Source organism: Variovorax ureilyticus (assembly GCF_037889935.1).
GTDB classification, from domain to species: Bacteria; Pseudomonadota; Gammaproteobacteria; order Burkholderiales; family Burkholderiaceae_C; genus Variovorax; species Variovorax ureilyticus.
Genome location: NZ_JBBKZU010000022.1, coordinates 76,736 through 103,088 on the forward strand (window position 1 = coordinate 76,736; position 26,353 = coordinate 103,088).

The window sequence follows — 26,353 nt, forward strand, 5'->3', positions numbered from 1 at the left end:
CCGGGCCTGAACCCCATCTGGCGTGACGTCTTTCGGGGGAACTGCTGCTCGTGGAAGACTGGAAGACCATTCAGGTGCTGATGTCGCGGCCATCGCCGCACTCTGCCTGCGATCTCCCAGGGGATGTACGGGCACTCGAAAGCATCGGACCGATGTGCACCGCACCGCCTGTGCTCGCAAGGAAGCTAGCGCGTCATTCCTGCGACAAAGCGGTATTCATTTAAGCCACAGCTTCTTTGTTGAAGTGATCGGGAGACAGGCGCTCAAGCGCCCGTGCATACGGGGTCGCGATTCCGCCAAGCGCCGTTGTCGCTTCGCGAGCGGCCTCGAGTAGCTGGCGACACGCTGCATACATCGCTTCAGGCGGGCCGAGTCGCCCTCGCGGCCCCGAAATGGCCAGAGCCCCCTGGAGTTCTTCGGTGACGCCAAATACCGGGGCGGCAGTCGACGCAGTCTCCGGGTCCCGCTCTCCATACGAAACGGCCCAGAACTGTTCCCGGATCGCCTGGTATTCGGGTGTGAAGGGCGGCGAGAACGCGAGCAACACCTTGCCGGATGCACCTTGCCCTATGGCGTATTCCTGACCAATCTGTACCGAGGCTCGAACAGCCCTGGACGGCTCGACCCGGAACAGCGCGATGCGCTTGTCGCCGTGCCTCACGTAGAAGGAGGCTGTCTCTCCCGTCGCGGCGCTGAGTTCCTTCAGGATTGGCTCGATGACATGGCCCACCTGGAAGGAGCGCTGGTAAATCGAGGCAAGCCGAAGTGGCTGTGGGCCGATGGTGTACTGCCCGTCGGGCACTTTCCGGATGAACCCCCCATGCTCGAGTGCCGCGAGCAGGCGCAGCACCGTGCTCTTGTAGAGCCCTGTCCGTTTCGACAACTCGGTCAACGTCAGCGCTGAGTCCGTCGCTCCGAACGCAGCGAGCAGCGAGAAGGCCCGGTCCAGGACCGCAACGCCGCTGGATTCGGCGCTCTCTGCAGATTGGGAAGCAGTGGGAGGGTTGGACATGGGAATACGGGGCAAGCAGGAAAAAAACCACTATCGGAACTGCGGATCCGAGTGTGACACGGCCGTGCCCAAGCACTCGACATGCGGGTTTACCCTCATCAATTGGGCCGGCCTGCGCCCTTATAGTTCTATCCAACAGATCATAGTTCTATCCGAGAGAACTTAATCTCGAATTCAGGAGACACACCAATGTCCAGCAGCAACTACCTCGCTGTTCGAAAGGAATGGCTCGCGCTGCACGAGGAAGGTGTTCTGGAGCCTGGTCTTCCCATCATTGACGCCCATCACCACTTCTACGAGCGCCCAGGTTGGACTTATCTCGCACCTGCCTACTTGGCTGACGCCCGCTCGGGCCACAACGTCATTGCCTCCGTCTATATGCAGGCGCAGACCCGGTATCGACGGGAAGGCCCTGCCGCTCTCAAGGCGGTCGGGGAAACCGAATTCGTAGCCGGGGTGGCGCAGACGCACGGCGGAAGCGTTCCTGAAGTGGCCAAGGGCATCGTCGGCCATGCTGACCTTCGCCTCGGAAGCGAGGTTTGCGAAGTGCTCGAGGCTCACGTCCAGGCGGGACAAGGTCGCTTCAAAGGTGTGCGGCACCTCAGTACGTGGGACGCCGATTCCAGCCTCGTTAATCCACTGTCGGCGGCGCCCAAAGGCTTGCTGCTGGACAAGGCCTATCGCCAGGCCGCGCGCCAGTTGGCGGAGTTCAAGCTGTCCTATGACGCTTGGCTGTTCTTTCACCAGTTGCCTGAGCTCTTCGACCTGGCGAAGAAAATGCCAGACACGCCAGTGGTCATCAACCACTGCGGCGGCATCGTCCGAATCGGCGCCTATGAAGCACTGCGCTCCGCGGTCTTCGACACTTGGCTCCAGGGCATGCGGCAACTCGCACGGCTCCCGAATGTCTTCGTGAAGCTCGGCGGACTCGGCATGCGCATCAACGGCTTCGAGTTCGAGAAAGGGGCAACGCCGCCCACTTCCCACGAGCTGGCCGACACCTGGCGCCCATGGATGGAGCCGTGCATCGAACTGTTCGGTGCAGACCGCTGCATGTTCGAAAGCAATTTCCCTGTGGACAAGGGTTCCTACAGCTACGCCACGTGCTGGAACGCCTTCAAACGACTGACCTCCGGCGCGGGTGCCGACGAGCGGCGAGCGTTGTTCGAAGGGACGGCGAGTCGCGTGTACCGACTCGGCTGAGCCCCGGCCCTTTCGCCTTTTCAGCTGTCCCACATCCATCAGGAGACTCTCAATGAAAGCACAGAAGCACCCTTTGCGCCTCGCCGTGTACGCCACACTCGTATTTTGCGGAGCGGTCGCCAGCGCCCACGCCAACTACCCGTCACAGCCCATCAAGGTCGTTGTGCCATTCCCTCCTGCCGGAGGCACGGACGTACTGACCCGTCTGGTCGCGAATGAAGTAACCCTGAAGGACAACAAGTGGACCTTCATCGTCGACAACAAGCCCGGCGCTGGCGGAAACATCGGCATGGATGCCGTCGCCAAGGCCAAGAAAGACGGCTACACCTTCGGCACCGGTCAGACGGCCAACCTGGCCATCAACCCGACGCTTTACACAAAGATGCCCTTCGATGCATTGAAGGACTTCGAGCCTGTGGTGCTGCTCGCCTCGCAGCCCCTGGTGCTTGTGGTGCGGGCGGAATCGCCCATCAAGAATCTGGCGGACCTCAAGACCCAGGGTCAAGCGAAGCAACTCACCATGGCCTCAGCGGGTACGGGGACCGTCGGTCACGTCGGCGGTGAGATGTTTGCCAAGCGCGCAGGCATCAAGGTCATGCACGTGCCCTACAAGGGCGCTGGCCCTGCTACGACCGATATGCTGGGCGGGCAGACCGACATCTATTTCGCCACACCACCTAGCGTCATCTCCATGGTGAAAACCGGCAAGCTGCGCGCCATCGCGGTCACGTCTCTCAAGCGCATCGACGTCCTGCCCGACGTGCCCACGGTCGCCGAATCCGGCTACCCCGGATTTGTCGCCGAAGACTGGAAGGCTCTGGTCGCACCGGCCGGTACGCCTCCTGAGGCCATCAACAAGGTGAACCAGGTCATGAACGCTGCGCTGGCCCGTACCGAGGTCATCACTCGCCTGAAAGATGAAGGCAGCGTCGCGCGCGGCGGAACGCCCGCAGAACTGGGCGCCTTCCTGAAGACCGAAAACGCCCGTTGGGGCACGGCTGTCCGTGAATCGGGCGCAAAGCTCGATTGACCTTTCCTTTCCCTCAAAGATTCTGGAGACACCCATGAAGTTCAGCTCATTGCGTCGTGCCATTGTCCTCGCCGGCGCGGCCTGCGCTCTCAGTGCATCGGCCCTTGCTCAAAGGCCCATCACCATCATCGTTCCGTATGCACCGGGTGGAAGCGCCGACCTTGCCACGCGCGTTCTCGCGCAGTTCGCCGCCCCTGGCGTGGGAGCGCCCATGGTGGTCGACAACAGGACCGGCGGCGGTGGTGTTGTTGGCTGGGGGACGGCCGCCCGCTCTGCTCCCGACGGGACCACGCTGCTGACGGTCGAACTGTCGTACGCCATCGCGGCAGGGCTGATTCCCACGCTTCCCTTTGACCCGCAGAAGGCGTTCACGCAAATCACGACCGCCGTGAAGGTGCCGCACGTGCTGGTTGTGAATCCGGCCGTGCCGGCAAAGAATGTGCAGGAGTTCATTGCCTTGGCCAAGGCGCAGCCCGGCAAGCTGAACTACGGCTCCGGGGGCAATGGCACGAACACGCACCTGGCAGGCGAGCTGTTCAAGAGCACGACCGGTGTGGACATCGTGCACGTTCCGTACAAGGGCGCTGGGGCCGTGTTGACGGACTTGATGGGCAATCAGGTGCAAGCCCTCATCACTTCCGTTCCCACTGCGCTGCCTCATATCAAGAGTGGCAAGCTGCGCGCGCTGATGGTGACCGGCTCCGAGCGCAATGCGATGCTGCCCGACGTGCCGACTGCGAAGGAAGCCGGCATCCCCAAGATGGACATGGACTACTGGATTGGGATTGGCGCGCCTGCCGGCACGCCGCAGGCCACTGTGGACAAGCTGAACAAGGAGTTCAATGCAGCTCTCGCCCAACCCGAGGCCCAGAAGAAGTTCGCCGAGATGGGGATGACCGTCGTCGCCAATACGCCCGCACAAGCGACGCAACTGGTGAACAGCGAAATCCAACGCTGGAGCGCTGTCATCAAGCAGGCTGGCATCAAGGCCGATTGAGAGGACTACCATGAGCAACGCCCTTCGAGGCATCCGGGTCCTGGACTTGACCAACGTGCTGGCAGGCCCTTTCGCTTGCCACCAGCTTGCGCACATGGGGGCTGACGTCGTCAAGGTGGAGACTCGCAATGGCGGGGACCTCGCGCGTCAGCTCGGCGCCGACGCGGACCTGAACAAGCGCTACATGGGTGTGTCCTTCCTGGCGCAGAACTCAGGCAAGCGCTCCATCACCATCGACTTCAAGCATCCGTCGGGGAAGGATGTCTTCCGCAAGCTCGTGCGAACTGCCGACGTGCTCGTGGAGAACTTCCGTCCCGGCGTGATGAAGCGCCTCGGGCTCGGCTACGAGGACCTGTTGAAGGAGAACCCAAAGCTCATCTACTGCGCCATCTCCGGATTCGGGCAAGAGGGGCCACTTCGGGACTTGCCGGCGTACGACCAAATCATCCAGGGCATGTCCGGCGTCATGAGCATCACAGGTGCACCGGAGAACGCGCCGTATCGGGTTGGCTACCCCATGGCAGACACCATCGGCGGCATCACGGCGGCCTTCGCAGTCGCAGCGGCACTCGCGGATAGAAACCGGGAGGGTGGCACTTTCATCGACGTGTCCATGCTGGAGGCCGTCATGGCGACCATGGGCTGGGCCGTGTCGAATCATCTGGTGGCGGGTCGCGAACCCAAACCCATGGGGAACGAGAACGTGACGGCCAGCCCCTCCGGGACCTTCCGAACGGGTGACGGCCTCCTGAACATCGCCGCCAACAAGCAGGAGCAGTTCGAGGCCGTGTGCCATGTCGTGGGGCGGCCGGAGCTTATTCAGGATGCCAGATTCAGCGAGCGCCAGAGCCGGCTTCAGCATCGCTTTGAGTTGAAGGCAGTGCTGGAAGAGGCGATGGCATCGAAGTCCACGGACGAATGGTGGAAGCTCTTCAACCAGGCCGACGTGCCCGCAGGTCCCGTGTACAGCGTGCCTCAGGCCTTGGAGCACCCCCAAGTCGCCGAGCGCGGGATGGTGGGCACCTTCCCTGATGCGCCGGGTGTGGGTCGCGACATTCGCCTCGTCCGCACGGGCTTCAAGGTGAACGGGCAAGCACCTCGAGTTGACTCTCCTCCTCCAACGCTCGGTCAGCATTCAGAGGAAATCCTCGCGAGCTTGGGATATTCAGCCGCGGATTTTAGAGCACTCAAAGCGGAGAAGGCGATATGAGCGACACCACGTCTGCAGACGCCCGAAAGACCGCTGAAGACTGGTGGCGCACCAGCATCATCGACATGTCTCCAGGGGTCATTCGCTACCGCGGTTACCCCATCGAAGACCTGATTCGCCAGAAGGTCAGCCTCGCTCAGATGATTTGGCTGATGACGCGGGGGGAGTTGCCAACCCGCGCGCAGGGGCAACTGCTGGAAGCGGCCCTCATGTCCGCCGTCGACCATGGACCCCAGGCGCCGAGCATTGCGATTGCGCGAATGGCGGCTACCTGCGGGGTGGGGCTGAACAGTGCCATGGCCTCTGCGGTCAATGTCCTCGGGGACGTGCATGGCGGCGCCGGTGAGCAAGCCGTTGAACTCTACGAGGACATTGCAGCCCGCATGGACGCCGGCTCGACAGAACAGGAAGCTGTCGAAGCAGGGCTCCAGGCGTTCGTTGACGCCCACGGCAAGGTCGTCTCGGGCTTTGGGCATCGCTTCCATCCTGTGGACCCGCGCAGCGCCCCGCTGCTTGAATTGGTCGAGGAGGCCACCGCCCGTGGCGAACTTGGCGGCCGGTTTGCGCGCATTGGCCGGGCCGTCGAAGCGAAGCTCAGCGCGAGCAAGGGCAAGCCTATTCCGATGAACATTGACGGGGCCACGGCGGTCATCTACGCCGAGCTGGGATTTCCGGCGCCTTTGGCTCGAGGGCTGTTCTGCCTATCGAGGTCAGTTGGCGTTCTTGCCCATGCTTGGGAGCAGATGCAACAGGGAGGTCGCATCAAGGGCCCCATCCCGCGGCAGTACATTCCGACGTATGAGGGTCAACAGCTCCGTGCAGTGCCATCGAGCGCTTCGCACTGATGCAGATCGTTCGAACGGACCGAATAGTGGAGCGGCCTTCGCTTCGTATTGCACGCGCAACCGCTTGTTGGCCGGCCCTTCATTTGATCGGCGCCGCAGTGCTGAAGGCCCTCAGTCCGGCACCCGCACCCTGGCCGCGATCGGCCCGCCGCGCCGCAGCGTGTTGTAGATCGGGCAGGTACCGGTGAACGCATCGACCAGCGCCTGCGCGGTCTGCTGCGGCACGCCGCGAAGCGCGAAGTCGAGCGTGATCGCGCGATAGCGCGTGCCGTCCTCCGGATCGCGCTCGAAGCTCACCGCCACCTCCGCCTGCGCGAGCCGCACGCCGCGCGCATCGGCCTCCTTCTGCACCAGCGCGAGCCCGCAGGACGCGAGCGACGACAGCAGCAGCTCGCCGGCCTGCACCGCTTCGCCGGGGCCGCCAGCCGACGCCTTGGCGTCGGAGACAAAATGGTTGTGCCGCGCGCTGATCACGAAGCGGCCGTGGGTGTCCAGCGCCTGCGCGCGGATTGCGACGACCTCGCCTTGCACCACCTCGGTCATGCGGCCTCCTTCGATGCGTGGGCCGCGGCCCGTGCGCGCCAGGCGCCGACCTCGGGGCGCGCGAGCCGGAGGTTCTCGCGCAGGTTCTTGCCTTCGTATACGGTGCGATAGAGTCCGCGCCGCTGCAACTCGGGCACCACGAGGCGCACGAAGTCCTCGAAGCCGCCGGGCTGGAAGGGCGCGCTGATCATGAAGCCGTCGCAGGCGCCGCCGCGGAACCAGCGCTCCAGTCCATCGGCCACCTTGTCGGGCGTGCCGATCAGGTCGCCCTCGTAGCGGCTGCCGTAGCGCTTGCCGAGCTCGCGCAGCGTAAGCCGGTCGCGGTCGGTGGCTTCGCGCACTTCGTGGTAGTGGCCCTGCACGCCGGGCACGTCGATGTCGGGCAAGGCGGCATCGAGCGGGTACGCCGACAGATCCACGTCGAGGTGATACGACAGCGTCGACAGACCCGCATGCGGATCGACCAGTGCACGCAAAGCCCGGTCCTTCTCCTCAACGATCGCCTGCGTCTCGCCGACGAGCGGCGTGGCGGCGGGCAGCACCTTGAGCGAATCCGGATCGCGGCCATGCGAGCGCGCGCGGTCCTTGATCTCGGTGTAGAACGCCTTCGCGCTGTCGAAGGAATCGTGGCTCACAAAGATCGCATCGGCCCAGCGCGCCGCGAAGTCGCGCCCGCGATCCGATGCACCGGCCTGCAGGATCACCGGATAGCCCTGCGGCGGCCTCGCCACGTTGAGCGGTCCGCGCACGTTGAACCATTCGCCTTGATGGTCGATGTAGTTGACCTTCTCCGGGTCTGCGAAGAGCGGCGTCTGGCGGTCGAACACCAGCGCATCGTCTTCCCAGCTGTCCCAGAGCTTGAACACTACTTCGAGGAATTCATCGGCGCGGTCGTAGCGCTTGTTGCGCGGCACCTGCTGCTTCTTCGAGAAGTTGCGCGCCTCGGCATCCTGGAAGGACGTGACCACGTTCCACGCCGCACGGCCCGCGCTGAGATGATCGAGCGTCGCGAACGAGCGCGCGACCTCGAACGGCTCGTAGTGGCTCGTGGAGCGCGTGGACGCCAGCCCCAGGTGCTTCGTCGCCGCGGCCATGATCGACAGCACCACCACGGGATCGAGGCGCAGGGAGCCGAGCGCGCCATAGCGCAGCTGTGTGTCGTTGCTGCCTTGGTAGCGGTCGGGCACCGCAAGGATGTCGGCGAAGAAGGCGAGATCGAATAGCCCGTGCTCCAACGTGCGCGCGATGCCCTGGTAGTAGGCCGCGTCGAGCCAACCCGATTCGGACGCCGGGTAGCGCCAGCCGCCGGGCCGGCCGGGCCCGGCGGTCACGAAGGCGGCGAGATGGATCTTCTTGTCTTGTGTCCTTGGCATCGTTCAGGCTCCCAGCTCCGCCGCGACCTGCTTGCGGTACGCGTCGAATTTCGGATCGAGCAGGAAGCTGCGCACGTCGGTCCGGTTCGGCAACACGCCGAGCGCATGGAAGTTGTCTGCGAGATCCTGGGTGGAGGCGGCGGCCGCCTCGTCGATGGGGCGCAGCGCGGTCGCGCCGGAATCCGACAGGCGCTGGTCGACGATCAACTGGCGGTACACCTTCTGCTCGGTACTGCCGGCCTCGAAGCCGCCCTGCGCGGCCCACGATGCCACGGTGTCGTCGGGGTGCGCGACGATGTACTGCTGGGTCTCGCGGATCAGCCGCACCAGCTTCGCGGCGACCTGCGGATGCTGTTCGGCAAAGCCGGTGCGCGCCACGTAGAAGGCCCAGTCGTAGGTCTTGACCGCCGGTAGCGTGCGCGCCTTGTCGCCGAGCTTGGCGAGGGCGAGTGCGCTCGCCGGTTGCCAGTGGATCCATGCATCGATGCTGCCCTGCGCGAAGGCGGTGTACGCGTCGGCGCCGCTCAGGCTCACCGCTTCCACGTCCGACAAGCGCAGTCCCGCGCCTTCGAGGTACTTGACGAGGCTGTAGGTGCCGGTGGTGCCGTTCTGGTGCGCGATCTTGCGGCCCTTGAGATCGGCGGCGCTGCGGATCGGCGAGTTCGCCGCCACCAGCACGTCGACCTCGTCGGCCGGCAGCGCATAGGCGGCCAGCGGCACGATCGGCACGCCCGCAGCCACTGCGTTGACCACCGCCGTGGCGGTGGCAAAGCTGAAGTCTACGCCACCGGCCTTGATGCCTTCCATCACCGGCAGCGATGCGGTGAAGCCCGGTTGCCACACCACCTCGGCGCCGATCTCTTCTTCGAGCTTGCGTCCGCCCTCGCCGGCACGCAGCGAAGCGAACACGCCGGTGCGCCCGTCGCCAATGATCGCGATGGTGAGCTGCGGCTGCGCCGACGCGGGAGGCGCAGCGGGTGCGGCAGGCGCGCTCGAAGCCGCCGTCGGTGCGCCTTCCTTGCTGCATCCCGCGAGCCACAGCGCACCGGCGGTGCCGAGCAGCGCGGAGCCCGCCTGCGTCAGAAAGCGCCTTCTCGCGCCGGGGATGTGGAGGTCGGGAGTGTTCATGGAAAGCAAAGTCCTCGAAGGAAGAAAGGAAGAAGAGAGAGAAAGGAAGAGGGAAGGGCGCATGCCGGCACTCAGCGCGCCGCCTCGGCGGCAAGCAGTCCATCGAGCAGCTCTTCCTTGAGCGCCGCCAGCACCGGGTCGCCGCGATGCCGCGGCCGTTCGAGCCCAATCGCGAGATCGCGCGCCACGCGGCCGTCGCGCATCAGCAGCACGCGGTCGGACAGCATCAGCGCCTCCTCAACGTCGTGCGTGACCAGCAGCACCGTGCGCGGCTGTCGTGCGAGCAGCTGCTCCAGCAGCAGTTGCATTGCCGCGCGGGTGATGGCATCGAGGGCACCGAAGGGCTCGTCGAGCAGCAGCAGCTCGGGCTCGTGGATCAGCGCCCGCGCCAGTGCCACGCGCTGGCGCTGGCCGCCCGAGAGCACCACCGGGAAATCGTTCTCGCGCCCCGCGAGGCCGACCGCCGCAAGCAGCGCACGCGCCTGCGCATCCCGTCCGCGCAGGCCCAGCGTCACATTGCGCAGCACCGAGCGCCAGGGCATCAGTCGGTCTTCCTGGAACATCATGCGGATGTCGGGCTGCGGCGCGCGGGAGAGCATGTCGATCCGCCCGTCGCTCGGCGGCTCCAGTCCCGCCACCAGGCGCAGCAGCGTCGACTTGCCGACGCCGCTGGGGCCGATCAGCGAGACGAACTGCCCGGCGGGGATGTCGAGGTCGATGTCCCTGAGCACATGGCGTTCGCCGAAGCGCTTGCCGACGCCGCGCAGTACCAGCTTCTCGTCACCGCGGTGGGTCATGCCGCGGCCCCCTTCGCGTAGTTGGGATGCCAGCGCAACAGGCGCCGTTCGATCGCGCGAGTCAGCGCATCCGCGAGCCAGCCGGCGATCGCATACAGCGCGATCGCCAGCAGGATGATGTCGGTGCGCAGCAGCTCGCGTGCGTTCTGCACGAGGTAGCCGATGCCGTCGCGCGATGCGATCGTCTCGCCGACCACCAGCGTGAGCCACGCCACGCCCAGCGCGTAGCGGATGCCGGTGAGGATCGCGGGCAGGGCGGCCGGGAACACCACCGTCGCGACGAGGCCGAGTGGGCCGAGGCCGTAGGAGCGGCCGAGCTCGACCAGCTTCGGATCCACGTTGCGAATGCCGCTCACCGTGTTGATGTAGACCGGGAACAGCGAGCCCATCGCGACCAGCAGCACGCGCGGCTCTTCGCCGATGCCGAACCACAGGATCATCAGCGGCACCAGTGCGAGGTGCGGAATGGTGCGCACCATCTGCAGCGAGCGGTCGAGCGCATCGTGCGCCAGTGTCGAAAGCCCGACGACGAAGCCGAGCACCAGCCCCGCCGCCGCACCGGAGAAGAAGCCGATCGCCACGCGCCGCAGGCTCACGAGGATGTCGCGCTGCAGCTCGCCGCGCTGCGCGAGCGCCCATGCGGCGCGCACCACGTCCGAGGGTGCGGGAAGGACCGATGCAGGCAGCCGGCCCGTGCTGCTGAGGAACTGCCAGACCGTGATGAGCAGCACCGGCAGCAGCCAGGGCAGCACCGACGAACGCCACCAAGGGCGGGCGCCGCCACGGAGCGAGATGCCGCCCTCCGTGGCATCGGCGATGCGTCTGGTGCGCAGGGGTCGATCAAGCAAAGAAGTATTCGTGCGAGATGACTCGAAAGGCGGGGGATTGGAAGATTTGGAGGAGGAAGCGGAAGGAAGAACGGCGCTCATGGTGCGAAACGGGATGGTCCCTCGCAGTGAGCGCAAGGCGACGCACCCGAATCTAGGCGCGGATGCTTTCGCCGCGAACGAATGTGCGCGTATATCGATCCTCGGCTTTCTTCTTTGGTTGTGGCGGTACCATGCGATGGGCCGGATGCGCGATGCAGACGGCCCAATTGCCCGTGCCCCGCTCACCTCATCCAAGATCTGCCATCGCGAGATCCCGTAACGTTGCATCTTGGCGTACAGCGTGCTCTTGGCGATTTGCAGCCGGCGTGCCGCCGAGGTGAGATTGCCGTCGCTGGCGCTGATGGCTCGGCGAATGAGGACTTCTTTCCCTTCTGCCATGCTGAACACCGTGTCGCCGGTGCCGACAGGCACGGGCGTGGCGGCGCCGAGGCATTCCAGGAACTCGGCAGGCAGTTTGTCGTGCGTCAGGTTTGGGCCGTCGCACAGCAGCACCGCGCCCTCGATCAAGTTTCGAAGCTCGCGCACGCAGGTAGAGATCGCCATCGGAGAGTGGTAGCGGACCGCTGCGGGCCCGAGGGCCGACCTGCGTCTCGAGGCAACGCTGCCATGAGGCGTCCACCAGGGTACGCAGCGCCTCGGCGGGTCGCTCGTCGCCGGTCAGGAACGAGGGCCATGCCGCCATCACCGTGGCCTCGTCGCGCGGGTTCGAGAACAAATCCTGGCCGCTGGATGTCATGCTGGTCTCCAATGGCCGTGTGGCCCGGCCTGTGCTCATCATCAAGGAGCACGCCATGAGCACGGAGACAATCCATCGAGCCGGTTTCGAGTTGCGCAATCAGTCCCTGCTCAATCCTGGACGCGCCCTTGCTTTCCATGCGACGCGAAGGGCCCGGGTCGACATGGATGCGCTCGGCAAGACCGCATTCAACAACTTCCTCTACGCTCGCGCATTTGTGGGCCGGGAGTTCCATGCGCCATGCGTGCGGCATGTGCAACATTGAACGTGCTGCAAGCAACTCCGAACGGGGCGGCGTCTGTTGCTGCCTCCGATACCCGCTGGCGCGGCCATTTCCGCATGAGCCTAGCTTTTCAGGCGCCACCGCCTCGGCCTGCGCCCCCCGGCCCATCCTGGCCAATCCATGCGCGGCGGCCGAGCGACTTGCGCAGCATCGGTTAGTTGCACATGCTCGCTGTCGTTCCTGGAGGCGCGCCGATCAACCCAGGGTACGCACAGAGTTGCTGATTGCGCGCGCGCATTCGAGCGCCGCCGGCGCGAGCCTTAGCTCCGCTTCGGCCATGCTCCAACGGCTGGTCGGTGCCACCACATGAACCGCGCCCATCGGGATTCCTTGCGCGCCGATGACTGCGGCGGCGACGTTCATATCGCCGAGGTAAATCTCCTCCCGATTGATGGCGTAGCCTTGGCGGCGAGCCACGTGAACCAGACCCATGATCTCCTCGAGATCGGTTTTTGTGTGCTCCGTATGCGCGATACGCTGCGACTGCAACAGCAATTGGCGCGCATCGTTATCGGGCAATGCGCTCAGGAAGGCGCGGCCCGACGCAGTGCAGTACATCGGAATGCGGCTACCGATGGGCATGTGAATGGGCACGAATTTGGCGCTGACGAACCGTGCGACGTACGTCATGTCCGTGCCGTCGGGCTCCGTGAGGTTGCACGTCTCCCCAGTGCGCAGCGCGAGCTCGGACAGGAAGGGTGTCGCCATGTCGATCAGAGCGTTTGCGGCCAAGTAGTTGAAGCCGATCTGCATGACGCGAGGAGTCAATTGGTAGCGTCGCGTCTGTGGATGCTTGCGGACATATCCAAGTTGCTCAAGCGTGTGGACCATGCGCTGGGCGGAGCTCTTGGACATCTGCGTTGACGCAGCCACCTCCTGGAGCGTCATCGTTGGGCGCTGTGCATTGAAAGCGCGCAGAACAGCCAGCCCTTTCTCGAGCGACTGGTTAAACAGCAGGTCAGAACCGTCCGAAGCGGAGCTTTTTTTCATGAGGCTTGCGTCTGATGAGGGTTAACACTAGGTCATTCGTATCGATATGCGATTCTAGCGCATTGAGGATCGGTACGGTGTTTCGTATATTCGATGCACAAAAGCCAAACTTCTCTTAATGTGACATCGCTCATTCGCACCGGCTGTTCGGCCCTTCATCACCATCGCGTGGTTTTCCCAGCTTGCGCCGGACCAAGCAATGGCATCCGCCCCTTTGGGTGCAGCGTTCCGTTCTGGACGCGAATCCGACGCGCGGAACGGGGTGGAAATTGACTGCGGCCCCCTGCAAGTCGAGGGTTCACGGTCGGTCGACTGCAACTCCTGGCCTCTGTTTGCCCGCAATGGCAGGCGAAATCCTGCGGCGGGTCCTGAAACACCAAAAATGAAAATGGAACATCGACCTGCTGCTGCCGAATCGGTATGGGCAGCCACCGCTCCGCCGGCGCCGCACACGCCACCGCTCCAGGAATCGATAGAAACCGACGTGGCGATCGTCGGCGGTGGCTTCACCGGCCTTTCTGCCGCCCTGCATCTCGCCGAGGCCGGAGTGTCTGCGTGCGTACTCGAAGCCTGCGAGCCAGGGTGGGGCGCTTCCGGTCGAAACGGTGGGCAGGTCAATCCCACGTTGAAACACGACCCCGATACCCTGTTGCGGCTGTTTGGGGCCAGTCGGGGCGAGCGGCTAATTGAAGCCGCGAGTCGCTCTGGTGATCTGGTGTTCGATTTGATTGAGCGCCATGGCATTGACTGCCAGCCATCGCGGCGCGGCTGGCTGCAGGTGGCCCATTCCTCTCAAGCCGTCGCAGGCCTGCACGCCCGCGCGGAGCAGTGGCGCCGTCGCGGCGTTCAGACGCAGGTGCTGGATCGCGTTGAGGTGGCGCGTCGGGTCGGAAGCGAGGCTTTCGCCGGGGGGTGGCTCGATCCGCGCGCCGGCAGTATCCAGCCTCTGGCCTTCACGCGCGGCTTGGCGCGTGCGGCGTTGGCCCGCGGCGCGCGAATCCATGCTCATACACCGGTGAGCAGTCTGCAACGTCAGGGAGGACGATGGATCGTCAACACCGCAGAAGGCCAGACGGTGAGCGCCGAACGTGTACTGGTGGCGACCAACGGCTATACGGGCGCGCTGTGGCCGCAACTCAACCGAACTTTGCTCGCTGCCAACAGCTTCATCGTGGCCACCGAGCCCCTGAAGGGCGCGGCGGCGCAGTCCATTCTGACCGGGGGCGAGACTGGCTCCACCACGCAGCGGCTCCTGCTGTACTTCCGTCGGGATGCGCAGGGGCGCTTGCTGATGGGAGGGCGCGGCAACTTCGCTGACCCGACGGGGCCGGCCGATTTCGCGCATCTGGAGCAATCCGTGAAACTGCTCTTTCCGCAGCTGGGTTCGGTGAGATACCAGTACCGCTGGTCCGGCCGGGTGGCAATTACCCGTGACTCGATGCCCCATGTGCACGAACCCGCGCCGGGGCTCACGATAGCCCTTGGCTACAACGGGCGCGGGATTGCCATGGCCACTGCCATGGGAAAGCACGTGGCAACTCGGATGACGGGGAGCGTCGATGAATTCCCCTTTCCCATCTCACCCATCCGCCCAATCCCGCTGCACGGTCTACAGCACTTTTACATCACGGCGGGAGTGGCCTGGTACTCGCTGCTGGACCGGTTCAGTTAGGCGGACTTACGTGAGGAATGCAGGTCATGGATTCAAACGAGCAGGTGCGAAGCGACTCGGCTTCGTCAGCGATCAACCCATTTGAACCGGCGTGGACAACGTCCGTTCCTAGGAGATGCCATGTATGAGATCAAAGCCGAAGACGCGCAACTGCTGCGTCAGTTCCGAACGACGAACACGCACACCAGGCCATTGGAGCTGAACCGCGTCCTGAACCGCCTCCGGATCGAACCTCTGGAAGGCAAGCATGTGATCGTCTGCACAGTCCTCTACAAAGAATGGGCGATCGGCGTTCTAGGAGCAAGGCGCGGCGACCCAATCACGATCCTGGAGGGTCGCTTCTCTTCGCTCGCGCAGGCGCAATGGCAGATGCTGAAGATCAGGTGGTCCATACATACGACGCACCCCTGGCCAGAAGATCTTGAATAGCTGACGCGACGCTCCCTCACCAGTTTCAACCTTCTCACGCCACGAAATAGCGATGTACGAAATATTGGGATACCCCTCATCTTGGACTGCGATGCCAGGCGAATCAATCGACTTCAAGGTCAGCTGCCAAGGAATCGAAGAGTACTCTGTTGATCTGGTGAAGATACGTTGCGGAGATGCCGCGCCCGGGGCCCCAGGGCTCAAGGAAACTGTCGTGGAGCGCGATATTGCTGGCCCCATAGCGGGGCGCAAGCAGGAAACCTACATTGGCACCTATGCCCTGGTCGACCCTTATCCAGAAACATGTGGGGTTGTTCGCAGTTGGATCCTCGGGCTGATGCCGACCCTGCCGGGCAATGGAGCCTGGCAGACGGTCTTTGGTCGATGGGATGAAAAATGCCAAAGGGGCTTCAAGCTCTCGTTGAATCCGGCAGGATGTCTCGTCTGGACGGAAGCCGACGGAGACAAGTGCTGGACCGTTGAAATGTCGGTTCCGATGGTCTCGCGCCAGTGGTACACCGTGGCCGTGGTCGTGGACCACGACTCCTCGGAGGCGCGCATCTCGCAGACACCGGTAAGTCCGCTGCACGCAAGGAACACCGCGGCATCGACGAGGGGAATGATCGGGCTGAAGGGCTCGGTGAACTGCAGCGACATCTCTCTCGTCCTAGGTGCTTCCTTGCGCACCCGAGGCTCTCGAAACGAGGTCCTGCACGCGTTCAATGGGCGTCTCGACTCTCTGACCTTGCTCCCCGGCATTGCTCTTGAGGCCGATGCCAGACAGATTCTCCAGCCACCGCACTCGCGGCGCTATTCTGTCGCGCCTCAGATGGAATGGGATTTCAGCAAGAGGATTGACAGCGACCATATTGAGGACGCCCGGCTTGCGTCGCGAGGCGGGCTGCTTTGCAACCTGCCCGCCCGAGGCGTGCCTGGAATCCGGTGGGACGCGACGGCAATGGCTTGGACCCAGAACCCAGACCACTTTGCAGCAATTCACTTTCATGATGATGGTCTGGGGGATGCACAGTGGGAGACCGATTTCAGCTACCGGATCCCCGACGATCTGGAAAGCGGCTTGTATGCCGCGCGATGTACCAGTGGTGAGGTGACTGAGCGGATCGCCTTCGTCGTGTCGCCCAAGCGAGACGGGAAGCGAAAGAAGATCGCTTTCCTCGCTTCAACAGCGACGTACATGGCCTACTCGAACTCCCACTATCGGCTCGACGAAGCCGGCATGGAAATGAAATCGGGCAACTTCGCCGTCGTTCAGCCCTGGGAGCAATATCTCGGAGAGCATCGAGAGTTAGGTCTGTCGATGTATGACACCCACTCTGACGGGTATGGCGTCTACTACTCTTCACGTCTGCGTCCCGTCTTCAGCATGCATTTGCTGGGCCGCGCATGGGCCTTGAATGGCGACACCCATCTTATTGACTGGCTCGATGAAAAATCATTCGAATTTGATGTCATCAGTGACGACCTACTGCATCAAGACGGAATGTCAGCACTTGATGGCTACAACGTGGTCATGACTGGTGCTCATCCCGAGTACTGGACCACGCGGATGTGGGATGCGATGGTCGCATATCAGGCCCGGGGAGGCAGACTGATGTACATGGGAGGCAACGGCTTCTACTGGCGCTGTGCCTATCATCCTGAGAAGCCATGGGTCATGGAGTTGCGGCGAGCCGAGACGGGGGCGAGATATTGGGAGACGCCCGCGGGGGAGAGCTATCACAGTTTCACCGGCGAGTATGGGGGAACCTGGCGTCGAATCGGCCGTGCGCCACAAACCCTTGTTGGTGTAGGAACGGTGGCGACCGGCTTTGACGCATCGTCCTACTACCGCAGAAGAAAGGAGAGTCGCGACCCGCGAGTGGCGTTCATCTTTGATGGCGTCGAAGACGAGGTCATTGGTGATTTCGGAAGCGCCGGCGGGGGCGCCGCAGGCGACGAGATCGATCGGGCAGACATTCGGCTCGGCACACCTCCTCATGCGTTGGTGCTGGCGCGGTCCGAGGGACACACGAGGTATTACAGCCTGGTGCCGGAGGAGATCATGTATTCCCATCCGACCGTCAACGGACAAGAGTCCGAGAAGTGTCATGCCGACCTGATCTTTTATGAATGCCTCAACGGAGGAGCGGTCTTTTCCACCGGATCCATCACTTGGGGCGCAGCGCTCGCGCACAACGGCTACGCGAACAACGTATCGCAAATCACGGAGAACGTGCTGCGAAGATTTGCGGACGACACGCCATTCTCCTTTCCGAGAGTTGCGTCCCAGTCAGTAGCGTGACGCGGCTGACATGACTGTGGGAACGCAAACTCGGTAACTCAAAAGGCGGAAATGAAAATTCAGAAATTCACTCAAGGGCAACTACTTGATATGCCATTGGCTCTCCAACCAAACGTGGTGATGGAAGAGAAGGGAGTGTCCGAGCGAAGATCGAAGGCATTGACCATGGAAGGACGCGGACATGCGCGGTTCGGGGTTTGGGAGGCGTCCGTCGGCACGTTCAACCGGGAGGTGGAGCTCGGAGAAATCATGCATATCCTGATTGGGAGCGCCGTGTTTACGGACGACTCGGGTCATGCAATTGAGATGAACCCCGGCGACACGCTCGTGTTTGACCCGAATACGCGCGGCACCTGGGTCGTCAAGGAGCCGATACGAAAGCTGTACGTGCTGGTCTAGCCTTCATCACCTCACCTCATCAATGTTCCTATGAAAAGCATACTGCTGTTTATCCTTGCCATGGGATCGCTCCTGACGTCCCATGCGCAAGACAATTACCCTAGCCGTCCCATCCGGATCATCGTGCCGTATGGGGCAGGGAATGCAACCGACAACTACGCCCGCATGCTGGGCCAGAAGCTCAGCGAAGCCCTGAAGCAGCCGGTGGTGATCGAGAACCGCCCTGGGGCGGCCGCCATAGTGGGGACTCAGGCTGTCGTGCAGGCTCCCGCGGATGGGTACACACTGCTTTTCACGTCCAGTGGCCACGTCATTGCGCCTGTCGCGCGAAAGAAGCCGCCATATGACCCGATCAAAGACTTCGCACCGATTGGATTGGCGGTTGAGTACCCCTACTATCTCATCGGTGCAACTTCGCTGCCCGCCTCGAACGTTCAGGAACTGATTGCTTATGGCAGGGCACATCCGGGTAAACTCAATTACGGCACGCTGGGTGAGGGAAGCGGTGGCCATCTCCTGGGTCAGATCTTTGAGCAGAAGACAGGGGTGAAAGCGACCCACGTTCCTTACAAGACCACGTCAGGCTTCTTGACAGGGCTGCAGTCCGGGGAGGTCGATTTTGCCTTCGACAGTGTTGGATCCGCCCACCCGCTGGTGGTCTCTGGCAAGCTTCGCGGATTTGCCGTCACCGGAGACAAGCGCGTTGCGACCGCGCCAGAAGTTCCCACGCTGAAAGAGGCCGGAGTGGACGGCTTTGATGCAATGGTTTGGCTTGGCCTGCTTGCACCGGCCAAAACTCCACAGCCGATAATCGCCAAGCTGAACAACGCTCTCGTTCACGCTTTGCAAAGTGCCGATATGAAAGCTCGTATTGAGAGGGACGGACTGCGACTCGCAGCAGGCAGCCCCGACCAGTTGGCCAAGCGCATCCAGGAGGACATGATCGTTTGGAGCGCAGCGGCGAAGCGAGCGGGCGTTGCGTTGGAATAGTGTGCTGTCCCGCTGATAGGTGAGCAAAGTCGATGCAGGTTCTCAAGAGGCGAATCGGTGTCAATCCGGCATTCTTGTGACTGTTCGCCTGGTTGTTTCCTCTGGGATGTGCTGAAGCTTGGTCACTCCGGTCTCCCAGACTCTTCCCGGTGAACAACCTATTGCAACGTGAAAACTAGCTCAGCGCGGCCTCTCGATGAACCCACTCCAAGAAGGCCTTTACCGTCGGTCGCTGAGCATGCCGAGGTGGATACACCGCGAAATGGACTTTGACCTTCACGGCCCGGTCGAGACCGAACACGGGCTTCAGCTTGCGTTCGGCGATGTGCTTCGCAGCGATCGTCGCGCTTTCAAGTGCGACACCCAGGCCTTGGGTCGCTGCATCAAGTGACATCTGTGCTCGATCAAAACGTATGGCAAACCAGTCCGGCGCTTGCTTGTCGCTGAACTGCGCGAACCAGTCGGACCACTGCACCACACTGACATTGCTCTGGATCAGCTTCAGGGTGAGGAGTTGATCGACCTGTTTCAAGCGGTGCTGCCGGATGAACTCTGGACTGGCCAGCGGCACGATCGACTCTTCGAACTGAAGTTGGACTTGACCCTGTTGCGCGGACGGGTTGGGACTTGATTCTCAAGTCGAGTCCAACTCTGAGCCTTACTTCTTGACGATTTCTGCGCAGGCCAAATCCTTTTGCATAGCCTGATCTTGCTTGTGTCCGACAGGCACGCGCTGTGAAAGGTGCGCTGTGCACTCCTCTTTCGTGAGCGCGGTCGTTGGCTTTCCAAGGGGCCCGGACGCGCAGGCGCTCAAACTAATTGCAATAGTCACTACGGAAGCTGTAAGAATCGAGGTTTTCAAGAACGTCTCCTGTAAAGATGTTGGGTTAGATACAAAGGACTCTTCGAGTTGGGCTCGTCTACATGATTGAATCTCCTTCCTAGAGAAACGATTCCCGGACCGGGTAGCCACACTCAACGCGTCTTCACACAGCTTCGGCTGGCAGCGGAAGTTCTGGAGCAGCACGCTTCTTGTCGGGATCAGCCATGAAGCGTTCACTGTTCGTCGGCGGTGCGCTGAACTTTCTTGGGTCCACCCAAAGTGTCATGGTCTACTGGCCGTTCATGGAGTCCATGAGGGAGATTGGGGCTTCCCACTAAGCGCCGGTGTGCCGCAAGTCCGGCCGTCTCACGCCCTTGGGGATCGTTTCCGCAAAGCGCTCGCCCTTGCTGCCGGACGTGCCGTCGCTCGTCGAGGACAGGATCTTCGATGCGCCGGCCGATTTCTGGATGGGATTGGCAGGCCCGCCGCGCATGCCCGCCACCCTCGTGAAGCAGCTGAGCCACGCGCTGACCAAGGCGGTCCAGAGCCCCGAGATGAAGCAGTTCTTCCAGAAGACTGCCACCGAACCGGCATTCACCGATCCCGGGTCTTTCGAGGCACTGTGGCAATCGGAGCAGCATCGCTGGGCAGAGGTCATCCGCGCCCGGCACATTCGGGCCGAGTAGCGACATGCAAGAAGTCCGCGGCGAGGTGTTGATAGTCACACCCGCTTAAAGCGGCGTCACCTGGAGCCGTGCAGTCACGCGTAACGCAGCAGCACGGCCTTTGTGTCGAGGTAGGACTCGAAGGCCTCCTCCCCGTTATCCCGGCCATAACCGGACGCCTTGCGGCCGCCTTCAGGTAGCGCCGGGTACGGGAAGGGTTCCGTGTTCACGGCCACACGTCCGCATTGGAGCTGAGGCACGATCGAATGCATCCTGCCGAGATCGCGAGTCCAGACCATTGCGGCGAGGCCGTAATCGGTGTCGTTGGCCAGTGCCACGGCCTCATCGATGCCGCTGAACGGCGCCGCGGTCACAACCGGGCCGAAGACCTCCTGGCGAACGATCGCAGTCCGCTCGTCCTTTGGTGCCGCGACAGTCGGCCGCACGTAGAAGCCCGGCCCGTCCACCTTGTAGTCGCCGGTGAGCATCTGGACGCCCGAAGCAACAGCGTCATCGAGAAATCTGAGCACGCGGTCTTGCTGCTTCGCACTGACCAGAGGGCCCAACTGAGTCTGCGGGTCAAGGCCGCACCCGATCCGCAGCTCGCGCACATGTCGCACGAGCCGTTCCATCGCTTCGTCGTAGATGGCGCGTTCGATATACACACGGGAGCCGGCCACGCAGACTTGACCCGAGTTGAGAAAAACGCTGTTCGCGATCGAGGGAATCGCCTTGTCAAGATCAGCGTCGCTGAACAGGATCTGCGGGGACTTCCCGCCCAGTTCCAGCGATACCTGAGTCACGTTCTCCGCAGCAGCACGGGCGATTTGCTTACCGGTGGCCGTCGACCCCGTGAACGTAATCTTGTTGACGCCGGGGTGTGCCGCGAGCGCGGCCCCTGCGGTCACCCCCCGTCCCGTCACCACGTTCACCACGCCCGAGGGGATTCCCGCCTCGGAAGCCAGGCGAGCCAGGTGCAATACGGAGCAGCTCGCGTCTTCTGACGGCTTCAGTACGATGCTGCAGCCTGCCGCAAGCGCGGGCGCAAGCTTCCACGTCGCGAGCATGAGTGGCACGTTCCACGGGATGATTGCGCCGATCACTCCGAGAGGTTCACGTCGGGTGTAGCCGAAGTACGCCGCTTCCGGATCCGGCGTGTGTACGGGAACCGTCTTGCCGTACGTACGCCCTGCAAGGTTCGCCATGAAGCGGAGAACCCCGATCGCGCCGGCGACGTTCAGACCGCGGGACATCCACATCGGCATCCCGACGTCGACAGTTTCCAGTTCGGCCAGTAGTTGCGCGTCCCGCTCCATGAGATCGGCAAGGCGACGCAGCCGCGCCTCACGTTCGCTGCCGGGCATTCGCCGCCACGGCCCGCGATCGAACGCCTCACGGGCGGCCCGAATTGCGGCGTCCACGCTCCAGGCGTCACCATCAGCGATGGCGCCGACTTGGCGGCCGCTGCTGGGGTCGATGACCGGCAGGTGCTCGTTCGCCTCCTGGGGTTCGCCAGCAATCCAGAGGCGTCCGGGTATGTCCAGAGCACGGCGGGTTTCGGGACTGAGGAGAGACAAGTCGTTGGCTTGCATGTTGACTACTCTTTGGATCGACGGTTGGTGGTGTGCGGTGCGCACGGGAGTTGCGCGAGCCGCTGCGAGGTCAGGGGTTTTCGCCGTCAGCGAGGCCGATCAGGATGAACGCCATGCGGCATGGCTTGTCCGACCGGTTCGACCAGCTGTGGTTGGTGGCGCGCTGCACGAGCACGTCGCCTGGGCGCATCACGCGTTCCTCCTTGTCGAGCAGCGCGACGATCTCGCCTTCTAGGCACATCGCGTAGTCCAGCGTCCGCGTCTTGTGAAACCAGAAGTGCCGGGGCTGGTTGTTGTCTCCCACACCTTCTTGATCGAGGAAGCGAGCCAGTCCTTCGCGATCGGCCTGCGCGTCGGGAGGAAACTCGGCGATGCGGAATACGGAACCCCCGGGCGAGTGGAAGCCGAAGCGTTGCCCGGCGGGTGCTGGATCGTCGCCTTTCGCGGCAGCTTCACCCGTCGCCCAGATCACCTGTGCCTTCGGCACACCCGGATCGACGACGCAGTTGGGTGCCGGCCCGTCGAAAACGAAGTAGGAGCGGCCCTCCGCATCTTCACCGGTGACGAGTCGGCGAACGGGTTTGTAGTCGCCGGGCAGCGTGGCCGCATTGATTGCGGGCGAAGTCTTGAAGTCGTTCATGGTGTCGGTTGATGAATTCGGTTGGTCGGCTCGGTCGGGGGCGGATCGAGAGTCTCGGAAGAGGGCGACTTGGTGGCAGCGATCGGCACGTTCCTGGCGAGCCACTGCGCCACCACGCCATCCAGCAGCGGGTCCGGCTCCACGAACGGGAAGTGATCGCCTTTCAGGATGGCCATCTCCGCTTTGCCCTCGACCGCCTGAAACAGCCGGATGGCTTCGAAGACATGGGTCACGCTGTCGTTCGCGCCGTGGACAATGAGGAAAGGCCGTGGTGCGATGCGGGCGGCGACCTCTTCCGGCCGGAAGTCGTAGATGCTCTGCGGCGTATCGACCGGGAAGTCCATGACGCAGCCGGGCGGCAAGAGGTGGCGGATCGATTCCGGCACGGGCACGATGTCCCACCGTTTGATCATCAGGGTCTCGCGGGTGCGCTCCCGCAGATCTCGGCCCTCCTGCATCAGCCGCAGCAAGCGCTCCCAGGCTCCGTCTGCCCGGTTCTGCCATTCCAGCTTGCGCGCTCGGTCACCCCAGCCGCCGATGGAGATCACGGCCGCTACGCGCGGATCCATCGCGCCGGAATAGATCGCCACCGCGCCGCCGTTGCTCTGGCCACTCACCACGATCGCACCGGGGTCCACGAAGTCCTGCTGCCCGAGCCACGTCACGGCGCTGGCGGTGTCTTGCACCTGCTCCTCGCAGAGAACCCGACCCTTAGCGCCGCCGCTTTCGCCGCAGCCTCGCATGTCGAAGCGCAGCGCGACGTAGCCAAGCGACTCGTGCAGCCTGCACTCGCCCACGTGCGGCGGGCCTTCCTTGTTGCCGCCGAAGCCGTGCAGGACGATGATGCCGGGCCGCCTTTCACCAGGTGATAGACCCTCCGGAACATGAAGCACGCCAGCGAGGGTGAACTCTCCGGATTGAAAAGTGACTCTTTTTTCCATTTGGATGAAGATGAAAGAAGGTTGCCCGTCTACAGCGCCTTGAAGCCTGCGCGCGTGGCCACTTCGCGCCAGCGCGCCGTCTCCTCGGCCATGCGCTTGGTTATCCAGTTCGCGTCGCGGATGTCGAGGGCCAGCCCGAGATCGAGCATCGCCTTGTGTACCTCTTCGCGGGCGCGCAAGCCTTGCGCGGCGGCTGAGATGGATGCGATCTGGCCGAGCGCCGCGCCACTGTGCGTGAACAGCGTGTACCACTCCTGGCCGATCACCGTTGGGTAACCAGCTTCGGCGAAGGTTGGCACTTCCGGGTACATCACGCCGCGTTGCGGTCCGCTGGTTGCCAGGACACGCAGCCTGCCGGCCTTTACCAGTTCGCCGAAGAGTGACGAGGATGCGATGCCGGCAGCGACAGTGCCGCCTACCAGCTCCTGCGAGATCTGCGTGGGCAGTCGATAGGGAACGTGCTCGGTGTCCAGGCCGGCGGCCGCAGCGAAAGCCCATGCCACGAAGTGAGGGGACGATCCCGTGCCGGGATTGCCGATGCTGCCTTTGCCCGGATTGGCCCGCGACCAGATCACAAACTCTTGCAACGTCCGGGCCGGATGATTGGCGGAGACGACGAAGGCGAAATCGGTAACCCCTACAGTGCAGATCGGGGTGAAGTCCGTGACAGGGTCATAGGGCAGCTTCGCATAGGTACTGGGGTACAGCGTCAGAGCCGCCAGCGGCGTGATGGCAATAGCAGATCCGTCGGCGGGAGCCTGCTTGAGCGCAACGAGCGCCAGTTGACCCGCCACGCCAGCCCTGTTGTCCACGAGCAAAGTGCGCCCCAAGGTTTCGCTCATGGGTCTGCCGATCACGCGCGCCACCAAATCGGGCACCGAGCCGGCGCCGAAGCCGACCAGCAGAGTCAACATGGATCTGCTTGTGTTTTGGGCGAATGCCGCGGGTATCGCGAAGAGTCCACCGGCGGAGGCCAGCGCACAAAGAGCATTGCGTCTTTTCATTGAGTCTCCTTACATATGTCAGGCGAACGCCGCCTGATTCAGAGCAACGCCGAAAACGGAGTTCACCTCCTGAGCTCGGCCGCCAACATGGCCGCGCAACCCGAGCAACGCGGCGAGGGGGCACCGGTCCGACTTGATTGATAGGCCGAGCTCACAGTTGACTCCCCGGCATTCATCGAGGCTCATTCTGTGGATCGCTTGGCGGCGGAGTGTCTGGTTTTCCGCTGGATGGAAATGAAAACGGAACGTTCAGGATAAAAAACGCAGCGGTGGCCACAGACGCAACCACCTGGTCGAGAAGCGACCGCGCAAGTCTTTTCCGCTGGCCGGAAATTTCGCCGTATCGCGACGCTGCATTTTGGAGAATTCACCGCGAACAACGCTTCTGGAGAAACTCACGTGAAACTGGCAAGCCTCAAGGTAGGCGGTCGTGATGGCACCTTGATCGTGGTCAGCCGCGACCTCTCGCGCGGCGTGCGGGTCCCGCAGATCGCCGCCACGCTGCAGCAGGCCATCGAAGATTGGGATCGCGTCGCGCCCATGCTCGGCGAGGTCTACGACGCGCTGACCCGGGGCGATGCGCCGCAATGCTTCGCGATCGATCCGCAGCAGCTCGCGAGTCCGCTGCCGCGCGCATTCCAGTTCCTCGACGGCTCGGTGTACCTGCATCACATGGAGAAGGCACGCAAGGCGCGCGGCGCGGACATGCCGCCGAACTACAAGACCGACCCGCTGATGTACCAGGGCCTGTCGGACCGCTTCATCGGTCCGCGCGATCCGATGGTCGTTCCGGACGAGTCACTGGGCCTGGACTACGAGGCCGAGCTCGCGGTGGTGGTGGGCGACGTGCCGATGGGCACGACCGCCGCGCAGGCCTCGGGCCACATCAAGCTGCTGATGCTGCTCAACGACTTCACGCTGCGCACGATCACGCGCACCGAGCTGCCCAAGGGCTTCGGCTTCATGCAGGCCAAGCCGACGAGCTCGTTCTCGCCGGTGGCCGTGACGCCGGACGAACTCGGCGCGGCCTGGGACGGCGAGAAGCTCGACCTGCCGATCCTCTCGTCGATCAACGGCCAGCCGATGGGCCGCGCCAACACAGCGCGCGACATGTTCTTCACCTACACCACGCTCATCGCGCATGCGGCACGCACGCGCAGCCTGAGCGCGGGCACGATCATCGGCGCTGGCGCGGTGTCGAACCTCGACCCGGAGACCGGCTACGCCTGCCTCGCCGAGAAGCGCGCGGACGAGGAGCTCTCCGCCGGCAGCGCGACGACGCCATGGCTGCGCTACGGCGACCGCGTGCGCATCGAGATGCTTGATGCCGAGGGCGCCTCGATCTTCGGCGCGATCGACAACGCCGTCGCGCAGGGTTGAACCGTGTTGGTCGAGCAACGCACCTACACCACCCACCCGGGCAAGGTGCGCGAGTACCTTGCGCTGTACGAGGCGGAGGGACTTGCGGTCCAGCTACGCATGCTCGGCCGGCTCGTCGGGTACTACCAGAGCGAGGTCGGCGAGCTCAACCAGGTCGTCCATCTCTGGGCGTACGAGAGTCTGGATGAGCGCAGTGAGCGCCGCGCCGCGCTGCTGGCCGACCCCGGCTTCCAAGGCTACGTGCGCAAGATGCTTCCGCTGCTGGTGCGGCAGGAGTCGCGCATCCTGCGGCCCGCCGCGTTCTTCGCTCCGCGCTGGCAAACGACTGGCGACGTGACATCCATCACCCACTGATCCCCATCGAGGAAGACGCCATGCTGTGCAAGAAACTCCACCATGCCGCGTACCGCTGCCGCGACGCGCGCGAGACGACCACCTTCTACACCGAGGTGCTGGGCCTGAAGTTCTCCCATGCGATG

General features: G+C 63.4%; 26 protein-coding genes and 2 pseudogenes. 15 read left to right on the forward strand and 13 right to left on the reverse strand.

Features of this window, described 5'->3' with window-relative positions; translation table 11 throughout:
• Window positions 1-220 precede the first annotated feature (220 nt).
• Window positions 221-1,012: an IclR family transcriptional regulator gene (locus tag WKW77_RS31705; RefSeq protein WP_340360866.1), complete on the reverse strand. Its 792-nt coding sequence runs from the start codon at window positions 1,010-1,012 to the stop codon at window positions 221-223.
• 189 nt (window positions 1,013-1,201) lie between these two features.
• On the opposite strand from WKW77_RS31705, the gene WKW77_RS31710 reads away from it, so the two are divergent.
• Genes WKW77_RS31710 through WKW77_RS31730 form a run of 5 tightly spaced genes read left to right on the forward strand, consistent with a single transcriptional unit; the run spans window position 1,202 to window position 6,297 of the window.
• On the forward strand, window positions 1,202-2,215 hold the full coding sequence (locus WKW77_RS31710; protein WP_340360867.1) for an amidohydrolase family protein: 1,014 nt from the start codon (window positions 1,202-1,204) through the stop codon (window positions 2,213-2,215).
• A 52-nt stretch (window positions 2,216-2,267) separates the two neighbouring features.
• Window positions 2,268-3,245 carry a Bug family tripartite tricarboxylate transporter substrate binding protein gene (locus WKW77_RS31715; protein ID WP_340360868.1) on the forward strand — a complete coding sequence of 326 codons (978 nt, stop codon included), beginning with the start codon at window positions 2,268-2,270 and terminating at the stop codon, window positions 3,243-3,245.
• A gap of 34 nt (window positions 3,246-3,279) precedes the next feature.
• Window positions 3,280-4,242: a tripartite tricarboxylate transporter substrate binding protein gene (locus WKW77_RS31720; RefSeq protein ID WP_340360869.1), complete on the forward strand. Its 963-nt coding sequence runs from the start codon at window positions 3,280-3,282 to the stop codon at window positions 4,240-4,242.
• A 10-nt stretch (window positions 4,243-4,252) separates the two neighbouring features.
• Window positions 4,253-5,452 (forward strand): CaiB/BaiF CoA transferase family protein, encoded by a 1,200-nt coding sequence (locus tag WKW77_RS31725; protein ID WP_340360870.1) that lies wholly within the window; start codon window positions 4,253-4,255, stop codon window positions 5,450-5,452.
• The gene (locus WKW77_RS31730) at window positions 5,449-6,297 is read left to right on the forward strand and encodes a citryl-CoA lyase (protein ID WP_340360871.1); all 849 of its coding nucleotides are present in this window, start codon (window positions 5,449-5,451) and stop codon (window positions 6,295-6,297) included. The genes WKW77_RS31725 and WKW77_RS31730 overlap by 4 nt, the downstream gene beginning before the upstream one ends.
• A 111-nt stretch (window positions 6,298-6,408) precedes the next feature.
• On the opposite strand, the gene WKW77_RS31735 is transcribed toward WKW77_RS31730, so the two are convergent.
• The 6 genes and pseudogenes from WKW77_RS31735 to WKW77_RS31760 all read right to left on the reverse strand — a co-directional run.
• Complete coding sequence (locus WKW77_RS31735) at window positions 6,409-6,840, reverse strand: OsmC family protein (protein ID WP_340360872.1); 432 nt, start codon at window positions 6,838-6,840, stop codon at window positions 6,409-6,411.
• Window positions 6,837-8,213: an LLM class flavin-dependent oxidoreductase gene (locus tag WKW77_RS31740; protein WP_340360873.1), complete on the reverse strand. Its 1,377-nt coding sequence runs from the start codon at window positions 8,211-8,213 to the stop codon at window positions 6,837-6,839. The genes WKW77_RS31735 and WKW77_RS31740 overlap by 4 nt, the downstream gene beginning before the upstream one ends.
• A gap of 3 nt (window positions 8,214-8,216) precedes the next feature.
• Window positions 8,217-9,341: an ABC transporter substrate-binding protein gene (locus WKW77_RS31745; protein WP_340360874.1), complete on the reverse strand. Its 1,125-nt coding sequence runs from the start codon at window positions 9,339-9,341 to the stop codon at window positions 8,217-8,219.
• Between the two features lie 71 nt (window positions 9,342-9,412).
• Window positions 9,413-10,138 (reverse strand): ABC transporter ATP-binding protein, encoded by a 726-nt coding sequence (locus WKW77_RS31750; protein WP_340360875.1) that lies wholly within the window; start codon window positions 10,136-10,138, stop codon window positions 9,413-9,415.
• A complete protein-coding gene (locus WKW77_RS31755) occupies window positions 10,135-10,986 on the reverse strand; it encodes an ABC transporter permease subunit (protein WP_422823305.1) in 852 nt (283 codons plus the stop codon). Before WKW77_RS31755 ends, WKW77_RS31750 begins: the two co-directional genes overlap by 4 nt.
• 309 nt (window positions 10,987-11,295) lie before the next feature.
• Window positions 11,296-11,571 (reverse strand): annotated as a pseudogene (locus tag WKW77_RS31760) (helix-turn-helix domain-containing protein); the annotation flags it as partial.
• Window positions 11,572-11,714: 143 nt separating this feature from the next.
• Between WKW77_RS31760 and WKW77_RS31765 the strand changes: the two are divergent.
• Window positions 11,715-12,029 carry a hypothetical protein gene (locus WKW77_RS31765; RefSeq protein WP_340360876.1) on the forward strand — a complete coding sequence of 105 codons (315 nt, stop codon included), beginning with the start codon at window positions 11,715-11,717 and terminating at the stop codon, window positions 12,027-12,029.
• A gap of 213 nt (window positions 12,030-12,242) precedes the next feature.
• Here the strand turns inward: WKW77_RS31765 and WKW77_RS31770 are convergent, their stop codons facing one another.
• Window positions 12,243-13,037 carry an IclR family transcriptional regulator gene (locus tag WKW77_RS31770; protein WP_340360877.1) on the reverse strand — a complete coding sequence of 265 codons (795 nt, stop codon included), beginning with the start codon at window positions 13,035-13,037 and terminating at the stop codon, window positions 12,243-12,245.
• A 382-nt stretch (window positions 13,038-13,419) separates the two neighbouring features.
• Here WKW77_RS31770 and WKW77_RS31775 point away from each other — a divergent pair, with 382 nt between their 5' ends.
• From WKW77_RS31775 to WKW77_RS31795, 5 genes are all read left to right on the forward strand, one after another.
• Window positions 13,420-14,709, forward strand: a complete 1,290-nt coding sequence (locus WKW77_RS31775) for an NAD(P)/FAD-dependent oxidoreductase (RefSeq protein ID WP_340360878.1) — start codon at window positions 13,420-13,422, stop codon at window positions 14,707-14,709.
• A 120-nt stretch (window positions 14,710-14,829) separates the two neighbouring features.
• Window positions 14,830-15,138 (forward strand): N,N-dimethylformamidase alpha subunit family protein, encoded by a 309-nt coding sequence (locus tag WKW77_RS31780; RefSeq protein WP_340360879.1) that lies wholly within the window; start codon window positions 14,830-14,832, stop codon window positions 15,136-15,138.
• A 52-nt stretch (window positions 15,139-15,190) separates the two neighbouring features.
• The gene (locus WKW77_RS31785) at window positions 15,191-17,440 is read left to right on the forward strand and encodes a N,N-dimethylformamidase beta subunit family domain-containing protein (protein WP_340360880.1); all 2,250 of its coding nucleotides are present in this window, start codon (window positions 15,191-15,193) and stop codon (window positions 17,438-17,440) included.
• Window positions 17,441-17,491: 51 nt separating this feature from the next.
• Window positions 17,492-17,839: a cupin domain-containing protein gene (locus tag WKW77_RS31790; RefSeq protein WP_340360881.1), complete on the forward strand. Its 348-nt coding sequence runs from the start codon at window positions 17,492-17,494 to the stop codon at window positions 17,837-17,839.
• Window positions 17,840-17,869: 30 nt separating this feature from the next.
• Entirely contained in the window at window positions 17,870-18,829 is a 960-nt protein-coding gene (locus WKW77_RS31795; protein WP_340360882.1) for a Bug family tripartite tricarboxylate transporter substrate binding protein, read from the forward strand.
• A gap of 175 nt (window positions 18,830-19,004) precedes the next feature.
• On the opposite strand, the pseudogene WKW77_RS31800 reads toward WKW77_RS31795, so the two are convergent.
• Window positions 19,005-19,427 (reverse strand): annotated as a pseudogene (locus WKW77_RS31800) (LysR substrate-binding domain-containing protein); the annotation flags it as partial.
• A gap of 569 nt (window positions 19,428-19,996) precedes the next feature.
• Between WKW77_RS31800 and WKW77_RS31805 the strand changes: the two are divergent.
• The gene (locus WKW77_RS31805; RefSeq protein WP_340360883.1) at window positions 19,997-20,338 is read left to right on the forward strand and encodes a Bug family tripartite tricarboxylate transporter substrate binding protein; all 342 of its coding nucleotides are present in this window, start codon (window positions 19,997-19,999) and stop codon (window positions 20,336-20,338) included.
• Between the two features lie 74 nt (window positions 20,339-20,412).
• On the opposite strand, the gene WKW77_RS31810 is transcribed toward WKW77_RS31805, so the two are convergent.
• From WKW77_RS31810 to WKW77_RS31825, 4 genes are all read right to left on the reverse strand, one after another.
• Window positions 20,413-21,909 carry an aldehyde dehydrogenase family protein gene (locus WKW77_RS31810; protein ID WP_340360884.1) on the reverse strand — a complete coding sequence of 499 codons (1,497 nt, stop codon included), beginning with the start codon at window positions 21,907-21,909 and terminating at the stop codon, window positions 20,413-20,415.
• A 70-nt stretch (window positions 21,910-21,979) separates the two neighbouring features.
• Complete coding sequence (locus tag WKW77_RS31815; protein WP_340360885.1) at window positions 21,980-22,549, reverse strand: cupin domain-containing protein; 570 nt, start codon at window positions 22,547-22,549, stop codon at window positions 21,980-21,982.
• Window positions 22,546-23,490 carry an alpha/beta hydrolase gene (locus tag WKW77_RS31820; protein WP_340360886.1) on the reverse strand — a complete coding sequence of 315 codons (945 nt, stop codon included), beginning with the start codon at window positions 23,488-23,490 and terminating at the stop codon, window positions 22,546-22,548. Before WKW77_RS31820 ends, WKW77_RS31815 begins: the two co-directional genes overlap by 4 nt.
• Before the next feature lie 29 nt (window positions 23,491-23,519).
• A complete protein-coding gene (locus WKW77_RS31825) occupies window positions 23,520-24,494 on the reverse strand; it encodes a Bug family tripartite tricarboxylate transporter substrate binding protein (protein WP_340360887.1) in 975 nt (324 codons plus the stop codon).
• Between the two features lie 399 nt (window positions 24,495-24,893).
• On the opposite strand from WKW77_RS31825, the gene WKW77_RS31830 reads away from it, so the two are divergent.
• The 3 genes from WKW77_RS31830 to WKW77_RS31840 form a co-directional block, all read left to right on the forward strand.
• A complete protein-coding gene (locus tag WKW77_RS31830; protein WP_340360888.1) occupies window positions 24,894-25,874 on the forward strand; it encodes a fumarylacetoacetate hydrolase family protein in 981 nt (326 codons plus the stop codon).
• Window positions 25,875-25,877: 3 nt separating this feature from the next.
• Complete coding sequence (locus WKW77_RS31835) at window positions 25,878-26,228, forward strand: NIPSNAP family protein (protein WP_340360889.1); 351 nt, start codon at window positions 25,878-25,880, stop codon at window positions 26,226-26,228.
• A 20-nt stretch (window positions 26,229-26,248) separates the two neighbouring features.
• Window positions 26,249-26,353 (forward strand): VOC family protein (locus WKW77_RS31840; protein WP_340360897.1); only part of this gene is annotated, 105 nt, incomplete at its 3' end.